Origin of the sequence: Salmonella sp. 741265050_HSA, assembly GCF_046569445.1 — a bacterium.
Taxonomy (GTDB): Bacteria; Pseudomonadota; Gammaproteobacteria; order Enterobacterales; family Enterobacteriaceae; genus Salmonella; species Salmonella enterica.
In genome coordinates, this window is record NZ_JBKFSV010000017.1 from 1 (window position 1) to 18,037 (window position 18,037).

Annotated in this window: 15 protein-coding genes; 7 read left to right on the forward strand and 8 right to left on the reverse strand. The window is 53.1% G+C overall.

What is annotated here, in order from left to right; translation table 11 throughout:
* Nucleotides 1–187 precede the first annotated feature (187 nt).
* Entirely contained in the window at nt 188–892 is a 705-nt protein-coding gene (locus ACLD4F_RS19425) for a FadR/GntR family transcriptional regulator (protein WP_001131144.1), read from the forward strand.
* Nucleotides 893–903: 11 nt separating this feature from the next.
* Nucleotides 904–2,331 carry a multidrug transporter subunit MdtD gene (mdtD, locus tag ACLD4F_RS19430; RefSeq protein WP_000202071.1) on the forward strand — a complete coding sequence of 476 codons (1,428 nt, stop codon included), beginning with the start codon at nt 904–906 and terminating at the stop codon, nt 2,329–2,331.
* Here the strand turns inward: mdtD and rbsR are convergent.
* The 7 genes from rbsR to kup all read right to left on the reverse strand — a co-directional run bounded on the left by rbsR (nt 2,297) and on the right by kup (nt 10,243).
* A complete protein-coding gene (gene rbsR / locus ACLD4F_RS19435) occupies nt 2,297–3,295 on the reverse strand; it encodes a ribose operon transcriptional repressor RbsR (protein WP_000224491.1) in 999 nt (332 codons plus the stop codon). The genes mdtD and rbsR overlap by 35 nt on opposite strands.
* 3 nt (nt 3,296–3,298) lie before the next feature.
* Nucleotides 3,299–4,228, reverse strand: a complete 930-nt coding sequence (gene rbsK / locus ACLD4F_RS19440; RefSeq protein WP_000844730.1) for a ribokinase — start codon at nt 4,226–4,228, stop codon at nt 3,299–3,301.
* A gap of 131 nt (nt 4,229–4,359) precedes the next feature.
* A complete protein-coding gene (rbsB, locus tag ACLD4F_RS19445) occupies nt 4,360–5,250 on the reverse strand; it encodes a ribose ABC transporter substrate-binding protein RbsB (RefSeq protein WP_001056260.1) in 891 nt (296 codons plus the stop codon).
* A gap of 24 nt (nt 5,251–5,274) precedes the next feature.
* Complete coding sequence (gene rbsC / locus ACLD4F_RS19450; RefSeq protein ID WP_000211345.1) at nt 5,275–6,240, reverse strand: ribose ABC transporter permease; 966 nt, start codon at nt 6,238–6,240, stop codon at nt 5,275–5,277.
* Nucleotides 6,241–6,245: 5 nt separating this feature from the next.
* A complete protein-coding gene (rbsA, locus tag ACLD4F_RS19455; protein ID WP_000339361.1) occupies nt 6,246–7,751 on the reverse strand; it encodes a ribose ABC transporter ATP-binding protein RbsA in 1,506 nt (501 codons plus the stop codon).
* Nucleotides 7,752–7,758: 7 nt separating this feature from the next.
* Nucleotides 7,759–8,178, reverse strand: a complete 420-nt coding sequence (gene rbsD, locus ACLD4F_RS19460) for a D-ribose pyranase (protein ID WP_000715944.1) — start codon at nt 8,176–8,178, stop codon at nt 7,759–7,761.
* Nucleotides 8,179–8,374: 196 nt separating this feature from the next.
* On the reverse strand, nt 8,375–10,243 hold the full coding sequence (gene kup / locus ACLD4F_RS19465; protein WP_000102338.1) for a low affinity potassium transporter Kup: 1,869 nt from the start codon (nt 10,241–10,243) through the stop codon (nt 8,375–8,377).
* Between the two features lie 347 nt (nt 10,244–10,590).
* Between kup and ravA the strand changes: the two genes are divergently transcribed.
* Together ravA and viaA are read left to right on the forward strand one after the other, a co-directional pair.
* Nucleotides 10,591–12,087, forward strand: a complete 1,497-nt coding sequence (ravA, locus tag ACLD4F_RS19470) for an ATPase RavA (RefSeq protein ID WP_411010990.1) — start codon at nt 10,591–10,593, stop codon at nt 12,085–12,087.
* Entirely contained in the window at nt 12,081–13,532 is a 1,452-nt protein-coding gene (gene viaA, locus ACLD4F_RS19475; RefSeq protein WP_411010991.1) for an ATPase RavA stimulator ViaA, read from the forward strand. The genes ravA and viaA overlap by 7 nt, the downstream gene beginning before the upstream one ends.
* 4 nt (nt 13,533–13,536) lie before the next feature.
* Here viaA and asnA read toward each other — a convergent pair whose 3' ends face one another.
* Entirely contained in the window at nt 13,537–14,529 is a 993-nt protein-coding gene (asnA, locus tag ACLD4F_RS19480; RefSeq protein WP_411010992.1) for an aspartate--ammonia ligase, read from the reverse strand.
* A gap of 150 nt (nt 14,530–14,679) precedes the next feature.
* Between asnA and asnC the strand changes: the two genes are divergently transcribed.
* The 3 genes from asnC to mnmG all read left to right on the forward strand — a co-directional run bounded on the left by asnC (nt 14,680) and on the right by mnmG (nt 17,939).
* Nucleotides 14,680–15,138, forward strand: coding sequence for a transcriptional regulator AsnC (asnC, locus tag ACLD4F_RS19485; RefSeq protein ID WP_000433018.1), 459 nt, complete (start codon nt 14,680–14,682; stop codon nt 15,136–15,138).
* Nucleotides 15,139–15,227: 89 nt separating this feature from the next.
* Nucleotides 15,228–15,671, forward strand: coding sequence for an FMN-binding protein MioC (gene mioC / locus ACLD4F_RS19490; protein WP_001531212.1), 444 nt, complete (start codon nt 15,228–15,230; stop codon nt 15,669–15,671).
* A gap of 378 nt (nt 15,672–16,049) precedes the next feature.
* Nucleotides 16,050–17,939, forward strand: coding sequence for a tRNA uridine-5-carboxymethylaminomethyl(34) synthesis enzyme MnmG (gene mnmG, locus ACLD4F_RS19495; RefSeq protein ID WP_411010993.1), 1,890 nt, complete (start codon nt 16,050–16,052; stop codon nt 17,937–17,939).
* Nucleotides 17,940–18,037 lie beyond the last annotated feature (98 nt).

An 18,037-nucleotide genomic window follows, 5' to 3' on the forward strand; every position in this document is an offset into this window, starting at 1 on the left:
GTGGCGCATTATAGGGAGTTATTTCTGCCTGACAAGAGGAAATTTAAAATAATTTTCTGAGTGTCTCTTTTTTCATCAATGGCGTGCTTAACGTGCCATAAAATAAGCAAATTGCCGTTATTGCAACTGTAATCACACTTCCAGGTGGCATACTAATAACCAAACGAAAGAGAAAGGAAGAACATTCATGCCTTTAAGCGCACAACAATTAGCCGCACAGAAAAATCTATCCTATGTTCTGGCTGAAAAGCTGGCGCAGCGGATATTAAAGGGTGACTACGCCCCCGGTACGATTCTTCCCGGCGAAATAGAACTGGGCGAGCAGTACGGCGTAAGTCGAACGGCAGTTCGCGAAGCGGTGAAAACGTTGACGGCTAAAGGTATGGTGCTACCCCGTCCGCGCATTGGTACGCGGGTGATGCCGCAGGGAAACTGGAACTTTCTGGATCAAGAGCTGCTGACCTGGTGGATGACGGAAGAAAATTTTCATCAGGTGGTAGATCATTTTCTGGTGATGCGTATTAGCCTGGAGCCGCAAGCCTGCCTGCTGGCGGCGACTCTTGGCACACCGGAGCAGAAAGCGCGGCTTAATGCCTTAATGGAAGAGATGGTCGCGCTGAAAAAGCATTTTAAGCGTGAACGCTGGATTGAAGTGGATATGGCGTGGCACGAGCATATCTACGAAATGAGCGCCAATCCCTTTCTAATCTCTTTTGCTACGCTATTTCATTCGGTTTATCACACTTACTTTACCTCAATCACCTATAACGAGGTGGTAAAGCTGGATTTGCACCAGGCCATTGTTGATGCCATCGCTGATGGCGACGGCGAACGCGCTTTCCAGGCCTGTCAGGCGTTGTTAATAGCGCCCAATGAGAGACCAGATAATTAACAGGATATTGAATGACCAGCAAAAAAGCGCGCAGTATGGCTGGCCTGCCGTGGATCGCGGCGATGGCCTTCTTTATGCAGGCGCTAGACGCCACCATTTTGAATACCGCTTTACCGGCTATTGCGCATAGTCTTAACCGTTCACCACTCGCCATGCAGTCCGCTATTATCAGTTATACCCTGACAGTAGCTATGTTAATTCCGGTAAGCGGCTGGCTGGCTGACCGCTTCGGTACGCGTCGCGTCTTTATGGTTGCCGTAAGTCTGTTTACGTTAGGCTCGCTGGCCTGCGCGCTCTCCAGTTCACTATCTGAATTGGTTATTTTTCGCGTCGTACAAGGCGTCGGCGGAGCGATGATGATGCCGGTGGCGCGGCTGGCGTTATTGCGAGCCTATCCGCGTAGTGAGCTGCTGCCCGTTCTTAACTTTGTCACTATGCCGGGGCTGGTAGGTCCGATTCTGGGGCCGGTATTAGGCGGCGTACTGGTGACCTGGGCAAGCTGGCACTGGATCTTCCTGATTAATATTCCCATTGGTGTTGCAGGCATTCTGTATGCCCGCAAATATATGCCCAACTTCACCACGCCGCGTCGCAAGTTTGACATGACCGGCTTCTTTCTTTTTGGGTTAAGTCTGGTTTTATTTTCCAGCGGAATGGAACTGTTTGGCGAAAAGATTGTGGCGACATGGATCGCATCCGCCATTATTTTTTGCAGTATCGTTCTACTATTGGCCTATATCCGCCACGCCCGCCGTCATCCGACACCGTTAATATCACTGTCGCTGTTTAAGACACGCACATTTTCCGTCGGTATTGCCGGCAACCTCGCCACGCGTCTGGGGACTGGCTGCGTACCTTTTTTGATGCCGTTAATGCTACAGGTTGGTTTTGGCTACCCGGCTCTGATCGCTGGCTGCATGATGGCACCGACGGCTTTGGGTTCTATTATCGCGAAATCGACCGTAACGCAGGTTTTGCGACGTTTGGGATACCGGAAGACTCTGGTCGGCATTACGGTATTTATCGGTCTGATGATTGCCCAGTTTTCGTTTCAATCTCCCGCCATGCCGATCTGGATGCTCGTGCTGCCGCTATTCATTCTTGGAATGGCGATGTCCACTCAATTTACGGCAATGAATACGATTACTCTTGCGGATCTGACAGACGATAACGCCAGCAGCGGCAACAGCGTTCTGGCAGTTACGCAGCAATTGTCTATCAGTTTAGGCGTGGCGATCAGCGCGGCGGTGTTACGTATTTATGAAGGTTTTGCGGGCACCAGTACCGTGGAACAGTTCCACTATACCTTTATCACGATGGGGGCGATCACAATCGTGTCCGCGCTGATGTTTATGCTGCTAAGAGCCAAAGACGGCAACAATCTGATTAAAGAACGGCATAAATCTAAACCGACCCACGCACCGTCAAAACCGGAGTAAGCTGAAGTCGCTGTTGTTGCAAGGCGGGCTGCGCCATCCGATGAATCAACACATCAATAGCCAGCTCGCCCAATTCATCTTTCGGCTGATGGATAGTCGTCAGCGGCGGCGTCATATAGCGCGCCAGCTCAATGTCATCATAGCCAATGACTGCCATATCCTGCGGAATACGAAGCCCCGCCTGATATAGCGCCTGATAGGCACCGACAGCCATCGCATCGTTTCCGGTAAAAACCGCTTGCGGTCGCTGTTGATGGGCGAGTAACGCCTGCATGGCGTCAAAGCCGCCGCCAAATTCAAAATCGCCGGTGATCTCATAGCCTTGCGGAATAGCCAGCCCTGCGCGTTTCATCGCCGCCCGATACCCTTCCAGCCGCAAACGCGCTGGCGTTTTGTCCAGCGGGCCGGTAATACAGGCTATTCGGGTAAATCCTTTATCGATAAGGTATTGGGTAGCAAGATCGCCGCCTAACAACGAATTATCCTGAATGAGATCGCTATCGCCCTCACCATCAAACGGCGACCAGTCCATCATGACGGTAGGAATAGACGGATAACGCTCCATGATTTCACGAGAAGGCTGATGCGTTTCGGTACACAGCAGCAGTAAACCGTCTACCCGTTTTTGCATCAGCGTCTCCAGGTTGCGGTTCATCCGTTGCTCGTCGCCTTCGGTATTGCACAGCACCAGACTATAACCGCGCTCAAAACAGCTTCGCTCAACGCCGCGCACCAGTTCGGAATAAAAAGGGTTGGTACTGGCGGTAATCAACATACCAATCGTGCGGGTCTGGTTTAACTTGAGGCTTCGCGCCAGCGCAGAAGGCGCATAGTTAAGCGATTTAATCGCCGCTTCAACTTTTTCGGTTATCGTCTCACTCACAAAGCGATCTTTGTTGATAACGTGAGAGACCGTCGATGTAGAGACTCCCGCCAGGCGGGCAACATCTTTCATAGTAGCCAAGCGTTACCCCTGCTGATGTAAAAACGCTTCTATCTCTTCGCGCCACGGAACGGAAGGTTGCGCGCCTTTACGCGTTACGGCAATCGCGGCGGCGGCATGGGCAAAGCGAATCGCTTCCGGCAACGGCGTCTCCTCGAGTATCGCGGTGATAAAGGCGCCGTTAAACGTATCTCCGGCGGCAATGGTATCGACAGCCTCAACGCTAAATCCAGGAACGCGGCGGCCCTCGCCGTTTACGCTGGCCCAGACGCCACGGCTTCCTAAGGTAATTAATACGGTTCGAATGCCTTTATCATGCAAAACCTGCGCAGCTTTCGCGGCATCGTCGTCATTTTCCACACGCACGCCCGTCAGCTTTTCAGCTTCCGTTTCATTTGGCGTGATGATGTCCACCAGCGCCAGCAGCTCATCCGGTAGCTCACGGGCAGGCGCCGGGTTCAGCGCAACAGTAGTATGATGTTGATGGGCGATTTTCGCCGCCGCCAGTACGCTTTCCAGCGGCGATTCCAGCTGCATCAGTAACGCATCCGCCTGCGCGATACGTTCACGTTGCGCATCAACCAACGCCGGCGATAACGCGGCATTCGCTCCGGCATGAATACCGATGACGTTCTCGCCTTCGCCATTAACGAAAATCAGCGCCACCCCGGTAGACTCGCCTTTAATGACGCTAACTGGCGCGATATCAATACGATCGCTGACTAATTGTTTACGAATACTGTCGCCAATATCGTCATCGCCCGTGCAGGCGATAAACGCAATATTTGCCCCGCTACGTCCCGCAGCAACCGCCTGATTCGCGCCTTTCCCGCCAAACGCGACCTGATAATGGCTACCGGTTACCGTTTCACCCGGGGTAGGGAAGGACTCAAGATTAAGGATATGATCGGCATTAATGCTGCCAAGGACGATGAGATTACCTGCGGTTTTCATATTCGGGGTTCCACGTCAAAGTGCGCCACCGGTTAGGGTGGCGCGTGCCCTGCTTTTCTTTTTTACGTTCACCTCAGCGGAGGATCGCGTATTTCTGTCGCCATCAGGCCATAGTTGACCCGTGTCGTTTATTACTGCTTGATGACCAGTTTCAGGTCAACCGGATATTTGGCCTGAACTTTTTCGCCTTTCAGCACCTTATCCGCCACTTCAACGCCTTTGGCGCCGATTTGATCCGGTAACTGAGCGATAGTCGCTGCCAGTTTGCCATCTTTTACAGCCTTTTCGCCATCCGGCGTACCGTCAAATCCAACCACCATCACATCTGCTTTACCGGCAGTTTGCAGCGCGCGCAGTGCGCCCAGCGCCATTTCATCGTTCTGGGCGAAGACAGCCTGAACATCCGGATGCGCGGTCAGCAGGTTTTGCATGACGTTCAGACCCTTAGTACGGTCGAAATCGGCAGGCTGGCTGGCCAGAACATTAAATTTGTGAGCGGCTACCGCCTGCTGGAAACCTTCGCCACGCTCACGCGCCGCAGATGTTCCGGCAATGCCTTGCAGCTCAATCACTTTGGCGCCTTCGCCAGCTTTTTTCGCGATATAGTCGCCAGCGATCTTACCGCCCAGCACGTTATCAGACGCGATATGGCTGACGACATCACCTTTGGTTGCCTGGCGGTCAAGCGTGATAACCGGAATCTTCGCCTGGTTCGCCATCTTCACCGCGTTACCCACCGCATCGGAGTCAGTCGGGTTGATCAGCAGAATTTTGGTCCCGCGAACGGTTAAATCCTGCACGTTCGCCAGCTCTTTGGCAGGGTTGTTCTGGGAGTCCAGCACCACCAGGTTATAACCCAGTTTATCCGCCTCTTTTTGCGCCCCGTCTTTTAACGACACGAAGAAGGGATTATTGAGGGTAGAGATCACCAGCGCAATGGTGTCTTTCGCCATTGCATTCGCGCTCACGGTGGCGCTCAGCGCAACAGCAGATACCAGGGTAGCCAGTTTTTTCATGTTCATATTTCAGATGTCCTGTAGTCGTTGTTACTGCTTTTTGTTGTCTACCAGTACCGCCAGCAAAATCACCACCGCTTTGACGATCATCTGGTAATAGGAGGAAACACCTAACAAATTCAAACCATTATTAAGGAAGCCGAGAATCAATGCGCCGATCAATGTCCCAACAATGCGCCCTTTACCGCCTGCAAGGCTGGTGCCGCCCAGCACTACGGCGGCAATAGCATCCAGCTCATAGCCGGTACCCGCCGTCGGCTGCGCGGAAGAGAGGCGCGCCACTTCAATGATGCCCGCCAGCGACGCTGTCAGGCCGCAAAGTGAATAGACGATAATTTTCACTTTGCTCACGCTAATGCCAGACAGGCGCGTCGCCGCTTCGTTACCGCCCAGCGCGTAGATATAGCGTCCCAGACGGGTGTGATGCAGCATATACCAGGCGGCGATAAAGACGATAGCCATGATCCAGACCGGCGTAGGAACGCCCAGCGGACGGCCGATACCGAACCAGCCAAACAGATCGGCGTTATCGGTAAAGCCGGTGTTGACCGGGCTACCGTCGGTGTAAACCATCGTCACGCCGCGCAGTAGCAACATCATCACCAGCGTAGCGATAAACGCCTGTACGCGGCCTTTCGCGACGATAACGCCAGTGACGGCGCCAATCGCAGCGCCCAGCGCCAGCGCGGCGGCAACCGCGACCAGCGCATTCACTTCAACGCCGACGATTGAAGCGGCAACCGCGCCGGTGAGCGCCAGCAGGGAACCGACGGACAGATCGATCCCCGATGTCAGAATCACCAACGTCATCCCCACCGCCATAATGGCGTTAACGGAGGTCTGTTGAAGAATATTGAACAGATTATTAACGGTAAAAAAGTTGGGGCTTAACGTCGACACAATCGCGATCAACACCAGCAGGGCAATGAGCGACTTCTGCTCAAGAAGCCACGCTTTAGTGAAATAACGGCGACCAGAAACAGCCTGGGTTGTCATCTTTTTTACTCCTGATTCACGCGATTAAGCTTGCCCACTGCGGCAGCCATTAACACTTCCTGGGTGGCCTGCTCGCGAGTAAATTCACCGCTGAGATGCCCTTCATGCATGACGATGATGCGATCGCTCATGCCTAATACTTCTGGCATCTCAGATGAGACCAGAATGATGCTCAGGCCGTCGGCCTTAAACTGGTTGATAAGCTGATAAATCTCTTTCTTGGCGCCGACGTCCACGCCGCGGGTCGGCTCGTCGAGAATGAGCACTTTCGGGCGCGTCATCAACCCGCGGGCAATCGCCACTTTTTGCTGATTACCGCCAGAAAGCAGGCCTATCGCCTGTTCCATTGACGGCGTCTTGACGTTGAACAGACGGATAAAATCCCCCACCGCCTGTTGCTCATCTTTGTGTTTCAGGCTTCCGCCAGCGCGGCTGAAATAGTCCAGCGCCGTCAGCGACATATTCTCTTTAACTGACATGCCGAGCACCAGTCCATCGCGCTTACGGTCTTCAGAGATATAAACGATGCCATTGGCCAGTCCGTCCTGCGGAGAACGCGTCACCACTTCGTGTCCATCAAGCGTCACGTAACCGCTGGTTCGCGGCATCGCGCCGTACAATACTTTCATCAGCTCGGTGCGACCGGCGCCCATCAGGCCGGAAATGCCAAGAATCTCGCCTTTTCGCAGCACAAAAGAGACATCATTCACGCCCGGTCCGCACAGATTATCGACCTTGAGGCGAATCTCACCCGGCGCGTTATCCAGATGCGGGTACTGATCTTCCAGCTTACGTCCCACCATCATTTCGATAAGAGAATCTTCGGTCAACGTGGCCACTTCACGCTCGGCGATAAATTGCCCATCGCGGAAGACCGTCACGTCATCGCAAATTTCGAAAATCTCTTTCATACGGTGAGAGATATAGACAATGCCGCGCCCCTGCGATTTTAATTCACGGATAACGCGGAACAGAGATTCGGTTTCAGTGTCGGTCAGCGCATCGGTCGGTTCATCCATAATGATGACTTTGGATTCGAAGCTCAGCACTTTGGCGATTTCCACCATTTGCTGATCGCCGATAGAGAGTTCGCCCACCAGCTTATCGCTCTTAAAGCGCAGATTGAGTTTGGCTAAGAGGTGGTCGGCTTCGGCATACATCTTTTTCCAGTCGATTTTGCCAAAGCGATTCACAAACTCACGGCCCAGGAAGATGTTTTCCGCAATGGTCAACTGCGGGATCAGGTTCAGTTCCTGATGAATAATGCCGATCCCGGCTTCCTGAGACGATTTAGGCCCATTAAAGGTGGTCTCTTTACCCAGCCATAACAACGATCCCGCATCTCGCGTATAGATGCCGGTTAATACTTTCATCATGGTGGATTTTCCGGCGCCGTTTTCCCCCACCAGCGCCATAACGCGGCCAGGATAAACGTTTAACGCGGCGCCGGAGAGAGCCTTCACGCCGGGGAACGCTTTATCGATCCCTTTGAGTTGCAGTAATGCGTCCATAGCGGCCTCAGAAAGTGACGCCAGCGCAAAGAATGACGTTCGCATACGGGGAACACTCCCCGCTGCGAATCACTGCCTGACTGTCTGCAGTCAATTTTTTGAATTGTTCGTGTGTCGTATAACTAATTTTTATGGTGTTTCCCTGGTGTTGCTGCAGTTGCTCAAGGTGAGTGAGCAACGTTTCGTGGAGCTGCGGATTCTGTTGTTTGATTTCCGTTGCAAGAATCGCCGCCTCAACCTGCATTTCCCGGGTCACGACATCCACCACCTGCATAAAAGAAGGTACGCCCTGGGTTAGTGCCATATCGATACGCGCAGTGCTATTCGGGATGGGTAAACCCGCATCACAGACCACCAGAGTATCAGTATGCCCCAGACGGGAAATGACCGACGAGATTTCAGAGTTGAGTACGGTGCCTTTCTTCATTTTTCTGCTCCACTAGCGAAACGTTTCGCTGGCCGCAGTGTAACCCTGGATGTGTTCATAAAACCATCATGACGTAACAGAATTGTGATCGCCGTCGAAACGTTTCGCTAGCGGAAATCAGGCGATTATCGTGTGGGAATCTACGGATTGGCCAGGCCGGGTAAGCCAACGCGGCCCCCGGCATGGTGATGGGAGGTTAAATCTCGACCTGCGTTCCTAACTCAATCACGCGGTTAGGCGGGATCTCGAATTGATCCGGCGCGCGCAGGGCGTTACGTTGCAACAACAAATACAGCTTGCCACGCAAACGCAAATACCACGGGCGTTTGCCGACAATCAACGACTCGTGCGACATAAAGAACGACGTTTCCATCATCCGACAGCTAAGCCCTTCCAGACCGCAGCGGTGGAACACCTCTTCAACGTTTGGCGTTTCGCGCCAGCCGTAGCTGGCCACCACGCGCCAGAATGTCGGAGACAACTGCTCAATCTGCACCCGGCGAACGTTATGCACATAAGGCGCATCTTCCGTACGCAACGTCAGTAAGATTACGCGCTCATGCAACACTTTGTTGTGCTTCAGGTTATGCAATAAAGCAAAAGGGATCACACTGAGCGCGCGCGACATGTATACGGCAGTACCCGGCACCCGAACCGGCGGTGACTTCTCCAGCGAAGCAATCATCGCTTCCAGCGAATTACCGTGTTCATGCATACGACGCAACAGACGGAAACGCTCGCTCTTCCAGGTGGTCATGATCGTGAACATGATCAGGCCCAGGCTCAGCGGCAGCCAACCACCGGACAACAATTTGTCGAGGTTGGCCGAGAACAGCGGGATATCCACGCACAGGAATGCGATGAGGATCAGCGCGACAAAATATTTGTTCCAGTGCCAGTTCTTACGCGCCACGGTCGTAGAAAGAATAGACGTCAGCACCATCGTGCCGGTCACGGCGATGCCATAGGCCGCCGCCAGGTTGCTGGAGTGCTCAAAGCTAACAATAACAACCACGACCGCGAAATAAAGCAGCCAGTTAACGAAAGGGATATAGATCTGACCGGACTCCATCTCGGAGGTATGGATAATGCGCATTGGCGACAAATAGCCAAGACGCACAGCCTGACGCGTCAGCGAAAAGACGCCGGAAATTACCGCCTGGGAGGCGATCACCGTCGCCAGCGCGGCCAGAATCAGCAGCGGAATTAACGCCCAGTCCGGCGCCAACAGGAAGAAGGGGTTTTTAATCGCTTCCGGATGCTTTAGTAGCAATGCGCCCTGACCAAAGTAGTTCAGTACTAACGACGGCAATACCACGGTAAACCACGCCAGGCGAATCGGGAACTTACCGAAGTGTCCCATATCGGCGTACAACGCCTCTACGCCGGTAATCGACAGCACCACCGCGCCCAACGCAATAAACGATACGGTTTTATATTCAAGGAAAAAACGTACCGCCCAGACAGGATTCAGCGCATGTAACACTTCGGGATTGGCGATAATACTGCGCAGGCCAAGTACCGCCAGGATTAAAAACCAGGTCAGCATGATCGGCGCAAAGAGTTTCCCTACCATTCCCGTACCGTGCTTCTGAATCATAAACAACAGAGTCAGCACAATAATGGAGAGCGGGACAATCCAGGTGTCCAGCTGCGGCGCGACAATCTCCAGGCCTTCAATCGCCGACATCACCGAAATCGCTGGCGTAATGACCACTTCGCCATAGAAAAAGCTGCCGCCTATCAGTCCCATGATAACTAACATGGATGTGGTGCGCGCCGAGGTATTACGCCCGGCAAGCGACATCAGCGTCAAAATTCCACCTTCACCCGCGTTATCGGCGCGCATCACGAAGGTGAGATATTTGATGGAAACCACAAAGATGAGTAGCCAGAAGATCAGCGACAGAAAACCAAACACGGCATCTCGTTCAACGCCAAAACCAAACTGACCGGACAAACATTCACGAAGCGTATAAAGCGGGCTGGTACCAATATCACCGTAGACAACCCCAATAGCTGCGAGGGTAATCGCAGGCAACGATTGCTTATTATCAGTGCTCATAGACTCATCTTTCGTTTATACACGTCACCCTTCACGCTACCTCCTTGTCGGCTGCATTCGCTTACCCCAGTCACACGTTTAAGTCAGTGCCAGGGGATTCACTCCTTTGCCGCCTTGATGTAGTTTGAATGAATGAGTGTATAGATATGAAATGTGTGCTTAGTCCCTTGGCCCACAAAAAAGCGCACAGTATGCACGATTAATCATAAAATCGTACCCCTAAATGAAGCCAGATTAACCTGGCTCAAAGAAAAATAAACAGCGCGTCAGACGATTACAGCCCCGGTGGTGAAACGTCTATACTCGCAATTAGCACGATCCATTTGTCGAAAGGACGCCTCTTTATTATGGCTCACCCACATTTATTAGCGGAAAGAATTTCCCGTCTGAGCAGCGCCCTTGAGAAGGGGCTGTATGAACGTAGTCACGCCATACGCCTTTGCCTACTGGCGGCGTTAAGCGGTGAGAGCGTCTTTTTGTTGGGCCCTCCCGGTATCGCCAAGAGTCTGATTGCCCGCCGCCTGAAGTTTGCTTTCCAGCGCGCCCGCGCTTTTGAATATCTGATGACACGCTTTTCCACGCCGGAAGAGGTGTTTGGCCCGCTCTCTATTCAGGCGTTGAAAGATGAAGGTCGCTATGAACGCTTAACGACCGGCTATCTTCCCGAAGCCGAAATCGTTTTTCTGGATGAAATCTGGAAAGCCGGGCCCGCTATCCTGAACACATTGCTGACCGCCATTAACGAACGCCATTTCCGCAACGGCGCATTTGAGGAAAAAATTCCGATGCGGCTGCTGGTGGCGGCCTCCAACGAACTGCCCGAAGCGGACAGCAGCCTGGAAGCCTTGTACGACCGAATGTTGATTCGCCTGTGGCTGGATAAAGTTCAGGATAAAGCCAATTTCCGCTCCATGCTGATTAGTCAGCAGGATGAGAGTGATAACCCGGTCCCCGCCTCGTTACAGGTTAGCGACGAAGAATATCAACAGTGGCAAAAAGATATCGGCGCGATTTCACTCCCTGATCCGGTCTTTGAGCTGATCTTTACTCTGCGCCAACAGCTGGATAATTTGCCGAATGCGCCTTATGTCTCCGACCGTCGCTGGAAGAAAGCCATCCGCCTGTTACAGGCCAGCGCCTTCTTTAGCGGACGCGACGCGGTTGCGCCGATTGACCTTATCCTGCTAAAAGATTGCTTGTGGTATGACGCGCAGAGTCTGAATCTCATGCAACAGCAACTGGAAATATTGATGACCGGACACGCCTGGCAGCAGCAGGCCATGCTGACTCGCCTCGGCGGTATCGTCCAGCGTCGCCTCCAGTTGCAGCAACAGCAAAGCGATAAAACCGCTTTCACCGTCATTAAAGAAGGCGGTATGTTCAGCCGCCGCCCGCATTACACTTTACCGCCGGAAGCCAGCGCGTCAACGTTGACGTTATTGCTACAAAAACCGCTAAAACTGCATGATATGGAAGTGATCCATATTACCTTTGACCGCAGCGCGCTGGAACTTTGGCTGACCAAAGGCGGCGAGATCCGCGGCAAACTGAACGGGATCGGCTTTGCCCAAACGTTGAATATGGAAGTCGATAACACTCAACATCTGGTGGTGCGCGACATCAGTCTACAAGGTACCCGTCTGGCGTTACCGGGAGCGGCTGAAGACAGTATGCCTGCGGAGATCAAACAGCAGTTGGAAACGTTAGAAAACGACTGGCGCCAGCAGCATACCCGCTTCAGTGAGCAGCAACATTGCCTGTTTATTCACAGCGACTGGTTAGGGCGCATTGAGGCCAGCCTGCAGGATGTAGGAGAACATATCCGCCAGGCGCAACAATGCTGACGCTGGATACGCTAAATGCCATGCTGGCCGTCAGCGAAGAGGGAATGGTCGAAGAGATGATCCTTGCGCTACTGGCTTCCCCACAGCTGGTCATTTTCTTTGAAAAGTTTCCGCGTTTAAAAAACGCCGTGACCGCCGATCTCCCGCGCTGGCGGGAAGCGCTACGCAGCCGTCTTAAAGACGCACGCGTTCCGCCGGAACTCACGGAAGAGGTCATGTGTTATCAACAAAGCCAACTTCTCTCTACATCACAGTTCATCGTGCAACTGCCGCAAATACTGGCGTTGCTTCACCGCCTGCATTCACCGTATGCCGCGCAGGCGAAGCAGTTGACGGAGAGCAACAGTACCTTTACCCCTGCGCTACACACGCTTTTTTTGCAACGCTGGCGGTTAAGTCTGGTCGTGCAGGCCACCACGTTAAACCAGCAACTACTGGAAGAAGAGCGCGAGCAGTTGCTGAGTGACGTTCAGGAACGGATGACGCTGAGCGGGCAACTGGAACCGACGCTGGCGGAAAATGATAATGCCGCAGGCCGCCTGTGGGATATGAGCGCGGGCCAGCTTAAACGTGGTGATTATCAACTGATCGTAAAATACGGCGAATTTCTCGCCGCCCAGCCGGAGCTAATGCAACTGGCGGAACAACTGGGACGTTCGCGGGAAGCCAAATCGGTACCGAAAAAAGACGCGCCGATGGAAACCTTTCGTACACTGGTACGTGAACCCGCAACGGTGCCGGAGCAGGTTGACGGTATTCAGCAAGGCGATGATATTCTGCGCCTGTTGCCGCCAGAGCTGGCGACGCTCGGCATCACCGAGCTGGAATATGAATTCTACCGCCGGTTAGTGGAAAAACAGCTCCTCACCTATCGCCTGTATGGCGAAGCGTGGCGTGAGAAAGTGACCGAACGGCCGGTAGTACACCAGGATGTCGACGAGCAGCCGCGCGGACCGTTTATTGTCTGCGTCGATACTTCAGGCTCGATGGGAGGATTTAACGAGCAGTGCGCAAAAGCGTTCTGCCTGGCGTTGATGCGCGTTGCGCTGGCGGATAACCGCCGCTGCTTTATTATGCTGTTTTCCACTGACGTTGTGCGTTATGAACTCTCCGGCCCGGAAGGTATCGAGCAGGCCATCCGCTTTTTAAGTCAACGTTTTCGCGGCGGCACGGATATCGCCAGCTGTTTTCGCGCCATTATTGAAAGAATGCAGGGACGGGAATGGTTTGATGCCGATGCGGTGGTCATTTCGGATTTTATCGCCCAACGCTTGCCGGATGACGTGGTGAGCAAAGTGGGAGAGTTGCAGCGTCTTCACCAGCATCGATTCCATGCGGTGGCGATGTCGGCGCACGGCAAACCCGGCATCATGCGCATTTTCGATCATATCTGGCGCTTTGACACCGGGATGCGAAGCCGCCTGCTGAGACGCTGGCGGCGCTAACGGCTTATAAAATAGCAGGAATGCTTTCGCGAACCTGCGCGGGCCATACGCCGCACTGCACCTGACCAATATGCGGCAATTGCAGCAGCAACATCGTCAGACGAGACTGCCCAATCCCGCCGCCGATGGTCTGCGGCATTTCGCCGCGCAGCAGCGCCTGATGCCACTCCAGTTGCAGACGATCTTCATCACCGGTCAACGCCAGCTGGCGCATCAGCGTATCGGCATCTACGCGGATACCCATAGAGGAAAGCTCAAACGCATCTTCCAGCACCGGGTTCCACACCAGGATATCGCCGTTCAGACCGGCGTAGCCCAGCTCAGATGAGGAGCTCCAGTCATCATAATCCGGCGCGCGTACATCATGGCGGTGGCCATCGCTCAGTTTACCGCCGATCCCCACCAGGAAAACGGCGCCAAGTTCTTTGGCGATCGCGCGTTCGCGCCCTTTCGCATCCAGATCCGGATAGCGAGACAACAGCTCCTGGCTGTGAACAAACTGAATTTGCTCTGGCAGGAACGGCGCCAGACCAAACTGTTTATGCACTTCCGCTTCCGTCGCCTTAATTCCTGCCCATATAGCCTCTACTGTGCTTTTCAGGGTAGAAAATTGGCGCTCGCCATCGCCCATGACACGCTCCCAGTCCCACTGATCCACATAGACCGAGTGGAGCGGAGAGAGTCGGTCTTCATCGGGGCGAAGGGCTTTCATGTGCGTGTACAGCCCTTCGCCCGCGCTGAAGTCATGTTGCCCCAGGGTTTGACGTTTCCACTTCGCCAGTGAATGCACCACTTCGAACTGGGCGTCAGGCAACGCTTTCACTTTTACCTGCACCGCTTTTTCACAGCCGGACAAATTATCCTGCGTACCATCCCCTACGCGACTCAGAATCGGCGCCTGGACCTCAATCAGACCCAGACGCTCCTCCAGCTGGCGAGAGAAATGTGATTTCACGAAGCTAATTTGACGTTGTTTGGCAATATAAGCGGTTTTCATTTTTTTACTCCTGCGTCCTGTTGCCTATGATTAAGCAACAAAACGAGAGTACTATTCAATAATCTACAGATAAAAAGCTAACTTCGGTTTTGATTCGTTAAAAATAATGGCTAAAATAGAGATAATCATTAATCTGCATAAGAAAAAGCGATGGAAAATTATCAGATCGACAATCTGGACCGCGGCATCCTTGACGCCTTAATGGGAAATGCCCGCACTGCCTACGCCGAACTGGCCAAACAATTTGGCGTTAGCCCTGGAACCATTCACGTTCGCGTCGAGAAAATGAAGCAGGCCGGGATCATTACGGGCGCACGGATTGACGTCAGCCCTAAACAACTGGGCTACGATGTGGGCTGCTTTATTGGCATCATCCTCAAAAGCGCCAAAGACTATCCCTCCGCACTGGCCCGGCTGGAAAGCCTGGATGAGGTGACGGAAGCGTATTACACCACCGGTCACTACAGCATCTTTATAAAAGTGATGTGCAAATCAATCGACGCGCTTCAGCACGTACTTATCAACAAGATCCAAACAATTGATGAAATTCAGTCCACTGAGACACTGATCGTCTTGCAGAACCCGATCATGCGCACCATCAAGCCATGATCGGCTTTTTTAATCCCACATTTTTCCACAGGTAGATCCCAGCTCGTTCACAGAGTACAATGCAGCCTCTTTACCTGAGCGAGCGATCAATGGCAGACATTACTCTTATCAGCGGCAGCACCCTGGGCGGCGCCGAATACGTCGCGGAACATCTGGCGGAAAAGCTGGAAGCTGCCGGTTTTTCAACCGAAACGGTGCACGGTCCGTTATTCGAGGATCTGTCAACTTCCGGGATCTGGCTGATAATCAGCTCAACGCACGGCGCCGGAGACATTCCGGACAACCTGACCCCTTTCTATGAAGACCTTCAGACGCAGAAACCCGATCTTTCCGCGGTACGTTTCGGCGCAATTGGCATTGGCAGTCGAGAATACGACACGTTTTGTGGCGCGATTGAGAAAATAGAAGCGGAACTGAAAGGCGCTGGCGCAAAACAGGTTGGGGAAACACTGAAGATCAACATCCTTGAACATGAGATTCCGGAAGATCCAGCGGAGATTTGGCTCGGATCCTGGATTAATTTACTCAAATAAGTGTAAAGATCGTGCGATCCATTGTGGATAAATCTGGTGGAAAGCTTGGATCAACCGGTAGTTATCCAAAGAATAATCGTTGTTCACTTTTTGAGTTGTGTATAAGTACCCGTTTTGATCCCAGCTTATACGGGCCACGATCACCGATCATTCACAGCTAGTGATCCTTTCCAACGCATTGATCTTTATTACAGGATCCGGGTTATCCACAGCCTGGTGCGATCCTAATAAGAGATCACAATAGAACAGATCTCTAAATAAAAAGATCTTCTTTTTAATAGCCCGGATCCCGGGGCTTTCTCCATCGGCTAAAGTTGAGTAGAATCCACCGCCCGGGCTTCAATCCATTTTCACACCGCGTTATGCGAGGCAATTACCATGTTTTATCAGGATCCTTTTGACGTCATTATTATTGGCGGGGGTCATGCAGGCACTGAGGCCGCGATGGCCGCAGCGCGTATGGGTCAACAGACTCTGCTTTTGACACACAATATTGACACGTTGGGACAGATGAGCTGCAACCCGGCGATCGGCGGTATTGGAAAGGGACATCTGGTAAAAGAGGTGGATGCGCTCGGCGGTCTGATGGCGAAAGCGATCGATCAGGCAGGTATTCAGTTTAGGATACTAAACGCCAGCAAAGGTCCGGCTGTTCGCGCTACCCGGGCTCAGGCGGATCGAGTCTTATATCGCCAGGCGGTGCGTACCGCGCTGGAGAATCAGCCGAACCTGATGATCTTCCAGCAAGCGGTTGAAGATCTGATTGTCGAAAACGATCGCGTTGTCGGCGCTGTGACCCAAATGGGGCTCAAATTCCGCGCGAAAGCGGTGGTGCTGACCGTCGGAACCTTTCTGGACGGCAAAATTCATATTGGTCTGGATAACTACAGCGGCGGTCGTGCTGGCGATCCGCCATCCATCCCGCTGTCTCGCCGTCTGCGTGAGCTTCCGCTACGCGTCAGCCGCCTGAAAACCGGCACACCGCCGCGTATTGATGCGCGTACTATCGATTTCAGCGTGTTGGCTCAACAGCATGGCGATAACCCGATGCCGGTTTTCTCGTTTATGGGGAATGCTTCTCAGCATCCGCAACAGGTGCCGTGTTACATCACGCATACCAATGAGAAAACCCATGACGTGATTCGTAATAACCTCGATCGTAGCCCAATGTACGCTGGCGTGATCGAAGGGATCGGCCCACGCTACTGTCCTTCGATCGAAGACAAGGTGATGCGTTTTGCCGATCGTAACCAGCACCAGATCTTCCTGGAGCCGGAAGGACTGACCTCTAACGAGATTTACCCTAACGGTATCTCCACCAGCCTGCCGTTTGACGTGCAGATGCAGATTGTCCGTTCCATGCAGGGCATGGAGAACGCGAAGATCGTTCGTCCTGGTTACGCGATTGAGTACGATTTCTTCGACCCGCGCGATCTGAAACCGACTCTGGAAAGTAAATTTATTCACGGCCTGTTCTTTGCTGGTCAAATCAACGGTACTACCGGCTATGAAGAGGCTGCGGCGCAGGGCTTGCTCGCTGGTCTGAATGCCGCGCGTCTTTCCGCCGACAAAGAGGGCTGGGCGCCTGCGCGTTCTCAGGCTTATCTCGGCGTGCTGGTGGACGATCTCTGTACGCTGGGCACCAAAGAGCCGTATCGTATGTTTACCTCCCGCGCCGAATATCGCCTGATGCTGCGTGAGGACAACGCCGATCTGCGTCTGACCGAAATGGGCCGCGAGCTGGGTCTGGTGGATGATGAACGCTGGGCGCGCTTCAACGAGAAGCTGGAAAATATCGAACGAGAACGTCAGCGGCTGAAATCGACATGGGTAACGCCGTCTGCGGAATCCGCCGATGAAGTGAATGCGCATTTGACCACGCCTCTCTCCCGTGAGGCCAGCGGCGAAGATCTGTTGCGTCGTCCGGAAATGACCTACGCGCAGCTCACTTCGCTTGCCGCATTCGCGCCTGCGCTTGAAGATGAGCAAGCCGCTGAGCAGGTGGAAATCCAGGTCAAATACGAAGGCTATATCGCTCGCCAGCAGGATGAGATTGAAAAACAACTACGTAACGAGAATACGTTGCTGCCTGCCACGCTGGATTATCGTCAGGTTTCCGGTCTGTCGAACGAAGTTATCGCCAAGCTGAACGATCATAAACCGGCGTCTATCGGCCAGGCATCGCGTATCTCCGGCATTACGCCAGCGGCAATCTCCATTCTGCTGGTATGGCTGAAAAAACAAGGTATGCTGCGTCGTAGCGCTTGATAACACTAATTTGGCGGGGGCGCTTCGCTTGCCCGCCCTACAAATTTGTAGGCCCGATAAGCGAAAGCGCATCGGGCATTTGATTATTAACAGGTAAT